Below are 8,614 nucleotides of genomic sequence, written 5' to 3'. Positions count from 1 at the left end.
GGCTACGACGCGCGCCGGCCGGTCGACCATCCGACTCCGTTTGAGCCAACAGAATGCTTCAATCTGACCAGGAAAGGCTCTAGCCTCTGAGGACGAGCGGCATATGATCACCGATATCATCTTCTTTCAGCAGAAGATTTGATATTTGGATCGCAGCGCCGCTCGTGTTTCAGCAGCAATCCGCCCGCGGTCGTTTGATCGATCCGCCCGCGGTCGGTTGATCGATCGGCCCGTGGTCGTGAAACGGTCCGCCCGCGGTCGTGAAATGATCAGCTGCCCGCTAACCGATCAGCAACGCATCGTCATCCAGCGTCTGGCCGCGCATCTTGCGGAACATCGCGATCAGATCCTCGACCTGCAATGTCTTGCGGCTGTCGCCGGCAACGTCGAGCACGATCTCACCGCCATGCAGCATCACCGTCCGGTGGCCATAGTCGAGCGCCTGGCGCATCGAATGCGTCACCATCAGCGTCGTCAGCTTGCGCTCGGAAACGATTTTCTGGGTCAGGCCCATGATGAATTCTGCCATCCCGGGGTCGAGGGCCGCCGTATGTTCGTCGAGCAGCAGCACCTCCGAGCCCGCCAGCGTCGCCATGACAAGCGAGACCGCCTGCCGCTGGCCGCCGGAAAGCAGGTCCATGCGGTCCTTCATGCGGTTCTCGAGCCCGAGATTGAGCTCGGCGATCCTCTCGCGAAAATGGTCGCGCCGTTTTGCGCCAAGCGCCGAAACGAGCCCGCGCCGTTCGCCGCGGCGCGCCGCAAGCGCCAGGTTCTCCTCGATCGACAAGGCACCGCAGCTTCCGGTCAACGGGTCCTGAAAGACACGGGCGACCAGCCCGGCGCGCGCCGCCGTCGTCTTGCGCGTGACGTCGGCACTGCCGATCAGCACCTGCCCCTCGCTTGCCAGCACATCGCCGGCGAGCACGCCGAGCAGCGTCGATTTGCCGGCGCCGTTCGAACCGATGACAGTGACGAAGGAGCCTTCCTCGATCGTCAGGCTGACACCCGAGAGCGCCTGCTTCTGCAGCGGCGTGCCGCGCCCGAAGACGACCTTGATGTTCTTGAGGTTGATCACGACGCGGCACCTCCGCGCAAACGGGGAAGGATGAGCGCCACGGTCACCAGCACGGCGGTGACGAAATTGAGGTCGGACGCCTGCAGGCCGATGACGTCGCTCGAAAGCGCCAGCTGGATTGCGATGCGATAGAGGATCGAGCCAAGCACGCAGCCGATCAACGCGATCAGCAGACCGCGCCGCCCAAGCAGCGTCTCGCCGATGATAACGGCAGCGAGACCGACGACGATCGTGCCGACGCCTGAGGTGACGTCGGCAAAGCCGTTCGTCTGGGCAAACAGGGCGCCACCGAGCGCCACCAGCGCATTCGAGATCGCCATGCCGAGATAGATCTGCCGGCTGGTATCAACGCCCTGGGCCCGCGCCATTCTTGGATTGGCGCCGGTCGCCCGCATTGCCAGGCCGGCATCGCTTTCCAGGAAACGCCAGACCAGGATGAGCGCGACGACGACGAGAACACCGACGAAGAGCGGCCGCACGTAGAAATCGCGAAGGCCATGGCCGAAGAACGGGCTGATCATCGTGTCGGCATTGATGAGGGCGACATTGGGTTTGCCCATCACGCGCAGATTGACAGAAAACAGTGCGATCATCGTCAGGATCGAGGCAAGCAAATTGAGGATCTTGAAGCGCACGTTGAGCAGTGCTGTCACCATGCCCGCGGCGGCACCGGCGGCCATGGAGATCAGAGCCGCAAGCCAAGCATTGACACCGGCAATGATCAGCACGGCCGTCACCGCTGCACCAAGCGGAAAGGAGCCGTCGACCGTCAGGTCGGGGAAATCCAGAACACGGAAGGCGAGATAGACCCCAAGGGCGACGAAGGAATAGACCAGTCCGAGTTCGACGGCCCCCCAGAATGCGATTTGGCTCAAGGCTTCCGCCCCTCTTCTGTCCGTTTCCGCTCCGCGCCCTGCGCGAAACATCAGGCTTTTAATACCATCAGCCGCCCCCGTGTGGAACGGGAGCGGCTGCAAACTCGATCAGCGACGGCAGTCGCGTTGTTTATTCGATGACTTTGGTAGCGCGGGAAAGCACGCTCTGCGGCAGGGTGACGCCCATCTTCTCGGCCGCAGACTTGTTGACGACGAGGTCGCTGCCGGCGGCAGTCTTGACCGCGATATCGCCCGGGTTCTCGCCCTTCAGCACACGCACGACGATCTCGCCGGTCTGCTTGCCGACATCATAATAGTTGAAGCCGAGGGCGGCGATCGAGCCGCGCGAAACCGAATCCGTATCGGCGGTAAAGAGCGGCAGCTTGCTCTCTTCGGCCACCGCGACAGCGCCTTCGAGCGCGGAGATGATCGTGTTGTCGGTCGGAATGTAGATCGCGTCGGCGCGGCCGACGAGCGCGCGTGCCGCACCCTGGACCTCGGCCGACTTGGTGGCGGCCGATTCGACCACCTTCAGGCCAGCCTTTTCGGCTTCAGCCTTCAGCACGGCGAGCAGCGAAACGGAATTCGCCTCGCCGGAATTGTAGAGATAGCCGATGGTTTTCACCTCGGGCAGGACTTCCTTGATCAGCGCAAGGTGCTCGGCGACCGGCGACATATCGGAGAGGCCGGTGACATTGCCGCCGGGCTTGTCCATGTTCTTGACGAGCTGGGCGCCGAGCGGATCGGAGACGGCCGTGAAGACGACAGGAATGTCACGCGTCGAGGAAACGACCGCTTGGGCTGATGGCGTCGAGATCGGCACGATGACATTGGGCTCGTCACCGGCGAACTGGCGGGCGATCTGGGCTGCCGTCGCCGGATTGCCCTGCGCCGATTCGAACACGAATTTCAGGTTCTCGCCTTCCTTGTAGCCGGCGGCCGTCAGCGCATCGAGAACGCCCTTGCGCGCTGCATCCAGCGCCGGATGTTCGACGATCGCCGTCACGGCGACGGTGACGTCATCAGCCTTTGCGGGTTGGGAAAGGGCCAAAGTGGCGGCAAGAGCGAGCAAAATCGGGCGCATGGGGATCCTCCTGAATGATTTTGGGGGCACTTTTAGGAAAAGCGCCCCCTGAAATCAATCGCGGAGAATTGTAGCAAGGATCAAACTTGCTGATCAGTCGTCGGCGCCGTGATTGGCGATCATCATCGCCTCGAAGGCCAGACGTTCGGTCTTGCGCATGCGTTCCGATTCCGATTTCAACTGGCCGCAGGCGGCAAGAATATCGCGGCCGCGCGGCGTACGGATCGGCGAGGCATAACCTGCCGAATTGATGAAATCGGCGAACTTCTCGATCTGCTCCCAGTCGGAACACTGATAATTGGTGCCGGGCCAGGGATTGAACGGAATGAGGTTAATCTTCGCCGGCACGCCTTTCAGGAGCTTGATCAGCCCCTTGGCGTCTTCCAGGCCGTCGTTGACATCCTTCAGCATCACATATTCGAAGGTGATGCGCCGCGCGTTCGAAAGACCTGGATAGGACCGGCAGGCCTCGATCAGCTCCTTCAGCGGGTACTTCTTGTTGATCGGCACCAGAAGGTCGCGCAGATCGTCGCGCACCGCATGCAGCGAAATCGCCAGCATGACGCCGATTTCCTCGCCGGTGCGGAAGATCTCCGGCACAACGCCAGAAGTGGAAAGCGTCACGCGGCGCCTGGACAGCGACAGGCCGTCACCATCCGTTGCGATCAGCAATGCCTGCTTGACAGCATCGAAGTTATAAAGCGGCTCGCCCATGCCCATCATGACGATGTTGCTGACCTTACGGCCCTCGGCAGGCATGATCGTACCCTGCGGCGCTTCACGGTCCGGAAAGTCCCCAAGCCGGTCGCGGGCAAGCAGCAGCTGCGAAAGAATTTCCTCCGCCGTCAGGTTGCGCACCAGACGCTGCGTCCCGGTATGACAGAAGGAACAGGTGAGCGTGCAGCCGACCTGGCTGGAAAGACAGAGCGTGCCGCGGCCCTCTTCCGGAATGTAGACGGCCTCGATCTCGACGGGACGCCCGGCGCCCCGCGGCGGAAAGCGCAGCAGCCATTTGCGCGTGCCGTCGTTGGAGACCTGCTCCTCGACGATCTCGGGACGCGCGATGGTGAAATGCTGCTTCAGCATCTCCCGCATGTCCTTGGCGACATTCGTCATATGGTCGAAGTCGGAGACCCCTCGCACATAGATCCAGTTCCAGAGCTGCGAGACGCGCATCTTGATCTGCTTCTCGGCCACACCCTTTTCCCGGAGTGCCGCGCCCATCTCCTCACGCGACAGCCCAATCAGGGACGGCTTCTCGACGCCGGAAGCGGCGCGGGGCGCCTGAGGCTTGATGACATCAATCGCATCCATGACGGACATAGTCTTTCATCCCGAATTCGAACACGTAACCGCCCCGCAAACCCTGCGAACTTCAGGGCTAAGCCGGAAGACTGGCGGGTGCATGACGGCACATTGGCAGAAATTGAATGGCGGAACGGCGACTGAAATCGCGATCTGTCCGCTGTTGGCGCCGGCTTTAGCATCATTTTGCCCGCGCGTCACCATAGATGGAAACGGCATGGGCCGGCGCAAGGCCGGCCCATGAAATTCTTCGGCCTAAAGGACCGCTTACTTGCAGGTTTCGATCTGCTTCAGCGCAGCCGAGATACCCGAGAGCGAGTAGCTGTAGGAGGTGCCGGTGCCCTTGCGCGAAACGGCGTTGACCGTCATCGAATGACCGGTCTTCATCGCGGCGACGAGGGCCGGCTCCTGCGCCGCGTTCTCGACCCATCCGGCCTTGTCCTTGGTGAACATCACGAAGGTCTTGTTGTCGATGACGACGTTGATCTTCGAATTTTCCTTGACCGTGTAGCCCATCATCGCCTGCGGTTCGTAGGAGATGTTCTGGCCCGGACGCTGAGAGACGATGAAGAAATTGTCGCCGTGGTCGACGCTTGCCGGCTGCTTTGCCGTCGGAACGGAAAGCACGTAGCAGACGGTGCTGTTGCCCGACTTGTAGGAGTAAGCGCCCCACGCCTGGAACTGCTGGATGCGGTTCGGCGCGGCCTGCTGCGCTGTCGCAACTCCGGCCATAACAAGGGTGAGTGCGAGAGCGGATACGATACTTTTTACAAACATGGATTCCTGCCGGTTCTTGCGATTCAAGGCCCGAAGCGATCATAGCGGGCGCCGCATAATCACGATCTGCTTTATTTTGACTTAATTCAGGTTACCAAATGGTCAACAATAGCTGCGATTTGTATGTGCCTGTGTCATTTCAGCTCGAGTGTCAATTTTCGCCCCTTTGACGGTATCGACCGCGACACCGTGCCCCAATGGCACTGGCCGTCCGTTCGGCTGAATTTAAGACACAAAGATTCAGGCAAGAGTTTGACCTTTCCCAAATCCGTTGTACCTCAGTAAGACTTGGAAATCCGGGACGAAATTATTGTCGCAGGGGGCTGGTGAGGAGATATGGATGCCGAGGAAAGACAGCGTTTCGCTGCCCTCGCGAAGGCCGTCGCGGACGATCGCGACCAGCAGGCCTTCTCCATCCTGTTCGACTATTTCGCACCCCGCCTGAAGGCCTGGCTGATGCGCCAGAGGATGACATCAGGCGAGGCCGAGGAACTGGTCCAGGAGATCATGATCGTGCTCTGGCACAAGGCAGAGCTCTACGATGCCACGCGATCTTCCCTTTCGACCTGGCTTTTCCGCATTGCCCGCAACCGCCGCATCGACATGCAGCGCCGCGCCAATACCCGCATCTTCGATGAGACTGATCCGGCCTTGCAACCGCCGGCCGATATCGGCGCGGAAGAAATGATCGCCAATGACGATCGCGACGCCAAGATACGCGCCGCCGTCGGCCAATTGCCGGAGGAACAGCGCGACATGCTGCGCGCCGCCTTCTTCCTCGGTCAATCGCATTCGGAGATCGCCGAAGCGACCGGACTGCCGCTCGGCACGGTAAAGTCGCGTATCCGACTTGCCTTCGGCAAGCTCCGCAAGGTGCTGGAACGCGAAATCGCCTGATGCGATCTCGCCAAAAGGCTCGCCGCGATGCGCTTTAAATCGTCTTCATCGCTTCTTCCGGCCGATCGGCGAGAACGCGGTCGGCGGCTTCATAGTGGCCCGGCCGGATGTGGCCGCGCACCATGGCGAAAGCGGCCGAAAGCACGGCGATGTCGTCGGAAAAGCCGATGACGGCGAAAATATCCGGGATCATGTCGATCGGCATGACGAAATAGGCGAGTGCTGCAAGCAGCACGCCGCGCACCTTCGTTGGCGTCTGCGAATCGAGCGCGCAATAGAAACCGGCGACGACATCGCGCGAGAACGGGATCTGCCGCACGGCCCGCCGGAACGTCGGCCAGAATTTCTGCCTGACGGTCTTCTCGCGCCGGCTCTGCGTGTCCTCGTCGCCCGGCAACAGGATTTCCCCGAATTTGACCTCGTCCATCCCTGCATCCCTTTTGTCCATGCGAACATATGGTGACGGCGCCCAGTCTTTCAATCGGCCCCGCTTTCAAACGACACGTCGCGCCGCAGCCTTCTCCATGGCTTTGGCGAGCTTGAAATCCAGCTCCGTCAGCCCGCCGGCATCATGCGTGTTCAGCGTGACATCCACCCGGGAATAAACATTGAACCATTCGGGATGATGGTTGAGCTTCTCGGCCGCAAGCGCTGCCTGCGTCATGAAGCCGAAAGCCTCGACGAAATTTGCGAACTTGAACGTCTTCGATATCGACGAACCCGCATCATTGAGCACCCAGCCCGAAAGCTCGGCCAGCTCAGCCTCGGCTGCCGTCCGTTCCAGTTTTTCCATTTTCATGCCATGGTCCTCTTCTCTGTCAGACAGGTTACCGATGAAACGCATCAGCATCCTCTTCGTTTGCATGGGCAATATATGCCGTTCTCCGCTCGCGGAGGGAATTTTTGGCCATCTCGTCGCCGAGGCAGGCTTGACCGGCGATTTTACCATCGCTTCCGCCGGCACCGGCGGCTGGCATGACGGCGATCCGCCCGACCGGCGTTCGATCGCCACCGCGAAAAACCACGGCATCGACATATCGGGGCAGCGCGCCCGGCGCATTCAGTCGAGGGATTTCAGGGATTTCGATCTGATCCTCGCCATGGACCGCGACAACCTGGCGGCGCTCAAAAAGAGCGCGCCGCATGGAGCGAATATCCACCTTTTCGGTGATACCGCACTGGGAACGGGAGAGGATATTCCCGATCCCTATTATGGCGGCCCTGATGGTTTCGAGTTGGTCTACACCAGGCTCTTGACCGGCTGCTGCAGGCTGCTCGAAACGCTGGGCGTCGAGCGTGCCTCGTGCAGCGGGAACACTTCCTCGGTGAGGTAAGGCCCTCCACCGACCGATTCGCGCGACGAAAGCAGCACGAAGCGCGGTGCGGTGAAGGTTGCTGTGTGGAAGTTGCCGCGTCCGGCCAGATATTGCACGACATCGTCGAGCCGCGAGGATTTGAGCCGCGCCAGCGTCACATGCGGCATGAATTTGCGGGGATCCGGCGGCAGGCCGATGCGCTGGCAGATGCGCTCGATCTCGCCCTGCAGGGCATACATTTCAGGCGATTGCGAGACGCCGGCCCAGACCGAATGTGGTTTCTTCGAACCGAACGAACCGATGCCTTCCAGCCGGAACTGGAATTCCGGCCGGTCGATCCGGTCGAGGCGTTCAACGATTTCATCGGCCGTGCGGCCGTCGACATCACCGATGAAGCGCAGGGTGATGTGGTAATTCTCCACATCGATCCATCGTGCTCCGGGGAGGCCACCGCGCAGCAATGAAAGACTCATCGCCGCATTGCGCGGAATTTCGAGGGCGGTAAACAGTCTCGGCATCACGAGCACTCCCCGAATCTTTTGCAGGTGCTCACACGGAATCATGCAATCAATAACCGCGCAAGCCCCTATTTCTTCACAGAAGAAATCGTTTCGACGAAATTTGTGACAGCAGGCTCCATCTTTTCGACCATGACGTCGACACCTTTCGCATTTGGATGCATGCCGTCTTCAAGCTTCAACCCGGCCTCCAGCGCGACGCCGTCGAGGAAGAAGGCATAGAGTGGAAGCTTATGTTTTTCCGAGAGTTTCTGATAGATCGGGTTGAATCGTGCGGCATAATCCGCTCCCATGTTCGGCGGCGCTATGATACCGGCGAGCAGCACGGCAATCCCGCGCGCCTTTAGCCGGGTAATCATCTGATCGAGATTCTTCTCGCTCTCCTCCGGCGGGATACCACGCAACGCATCATTGGCGCCCAGCTCGAGAATGACGCCATCGGTGCCGTCGGGCACCGACCAGTCGACGCGCGCAAGCCCTGCTGTCGTCGTGTCGCCGGAGACCCCGGCATTGGCAATGGTGACATCGAGCCCCTTCGCCTTCAGGGCCGCCTGCAGCTTTTCTGGAAAGCCGTCGCCGAGCGGCAGCTGATAGCCCGCCATCAAACTGTCTCCAAAGCCGACGAGATTGATTGTCCGGGCATTGGCTGCAGTGGCAAGGATCAGCGAGACGGCGATGACGGTGAATTGAAGGGCGGCAACTTTAAATCTCATGCTAGCTTCCCTAGATTGGCGAAGTGCCGTTATGCGGCCATTCGATTACGGACA

General features: G+C 60.6%; 11 protein-coding genes. 2 read left to right on the top strand and 9 right to left on the bottom strand.

Annotation, left to right across the window (positions count from 1 at the left end; all coding sequences use genetic code 11):
• Positions 1-280: 280 nt before the first annotated feature.
• The 5 genes from HX899_RS14665 to HX899_RS14645 all read right to left on the bottom strand — a co-directional run bounded on the left by HX899_RS14665 (position 281) and on the right by HX899_RS14645 (position 5,116).
• Positions 281-1,075, bottom strand: coding sequence for an ABC transporter ATP-binding protein (locus HX899_RS14665; RefSeq protein WP_011653880.1), 795 nt, complete (start codon positions 1,073-1,075; stop codon positions 281-283).
• Positions 1,072-1,950 (bottom strand): ABC transporter permease, encoded by an 879-nt coding sequence (locus tag HX899_RS14660; RefSeq protein WP_138389453.1) that lies wholly within the window; start codon positions 1,948-1,950, stop codon positions 1,072-1,074. The genes HX899_RS14665 and HX899_RS14660 overlap by 4 nt, the downstream gene beginning before the upstream one ends.
• Before the next feature lie 130 nt (positions 1,951-2,080).
• A complete protein-coding gene (locus HX899_RS14655) occupies positions 2,081-3,034 on the bottom strand; it encodes an ABC transporter substrate-binding protein (RefSeq protein WP_181292729.1) in 954 nt (317 codons plus the stop codon).
• A gap of 93 nt (positions 3,035-3,127) precedes the next feature.
• Positions 3,128-4,357 (bottom strand): 23S rRNA (adenine(2503)-C(2))-methyltransferase RlmN, encoded by a 1,230-nt coding sequence (rlmN, locus tag HX899_RS14650; protein WP_138389451.1) that lies wholly within the window; start codon positions 4,355-4,357, stop codon positions 3,128-3,130.
• A gap of 249 nt (positions 4,358-4,606) precedes the next feature.
• The gene (locus HX899_RS14645) at positions 4,607-5,116 is read right to left on the bottom strand and encodes an invasion associated locus B family protein (RefSeq protein ID WP_017962430.1); all 510 of its coding nucleotides are present in this window, start codon (positions 5,114-5,116) and stop codon (positions 4,607-4,609) included.
• 336 nt (positions 5,117-5,452) lie between these two features.
• Here HX899_RS14645 and HX899_RS14640 point away from each other — a divergent pair, with 336 nt between their 5' ends.
• Positions 5,453-6,013: a sigma-70 family RNA polymerase sigma factor gene (locus HX899_RS14640; RefSeq protein ID WP_138389450.1), complete on the top strand. Its 561-nt coding sequence runs from the start codon at positions 5,453-5,455 to the stop codon at positions 6,011-6,013.
• 34 nt (positions 6,014-6,047) lie between these two features.
• Here HX899_RS14640 and HX899_RS14635 read toward each other — a convergent pair whose 3' ends face one another.
• Positions 6,048-6,440 (bottom strand): YkvA family protein, encoded by a 393-nt coding sequence (locus HX899_RS14635; RefSeq protein ID WP_138389449.1) that lies wholly within the window; start codon positions 6,438-6,440, stop codon positions 6,048-6,050.
• Positions 6,441-6,506: 66 nt separating this feature from the next.
• Entirely contained in the window at positions 6,507-6,812 is a 306-nt protein-coding gene (locus tag HX899_RS14630) for a 4a-hydroxytetrahydrobiopterin dehydratase (protein ID WP_138331832.1), read from the bottom strand.
• A gap of 34 nt (positions 6,813-6,846) precedes the next feature.
• Between HX899_RS14630 and HX899_RS14625 the strand changes: the two genes are divergently transcribed.
• Positions 6,847-7,347: a low molecular weight protein-tyrosine-phosphatase gene (locus HX899_RS14625; protein WP_138331833.1), complete on the top strand. Its 501-nt coding sequence runs from the start codon at positions 6,847-6,849 to the stop codon at positions 7,345-7,347.
• Here the strand turns inward: HX899_RS14625 and thpR are convergent.
• Both thpR and HX899_RS14615 read right to left on the bottom strand, forming a co-directional pair.
• Positions 7,254-7,847, bottom strand: coding sequence for an RNA 2',3'-cyclic phosphodiesterase (gene thpR / locus HX899_RS14620; protein WP_003543644.1), 594 nt, complete (start codon positions 7,845-7,847; stop codon positions 7,254-7,256). The two genes, HX899_RS14625 and thpR, sit on opposite strands and share 94 nt — an antisense overlap.
• Positions 7,848-7,915: 68 nt before the next feature.
• Positions 7,916-8,560: an arylesterase gene (locus tag HX899_RS14615; RefSeq protein WP_138331834.1), complete on the bottom strand. Its 645-nt coding sequence runs from the start codon at positions 8,558-8,560 to the stop codon at positions 7,916-7,918.
• Between the last annotated feature and the right edge of the window lie 54 nt (positions 8,561-8,614).

Origin of the sequence: Rhizobium sp. WYCCWR 11146 (assembly GCF_013591995.1) — a bacterium.
Taxonomy (GTDB): Bacteria; Pseudomonadota; Alphaproteobacteria; order Rhizobiales; family Rhizobiaceae; genus Rhizobium; species Rhizobium indicum.
The sequence above is the reverse complement of the archived record's forward strand: the minus strand, read 5'-3'. Positions and strand labels throughout refer to the sequence as shown.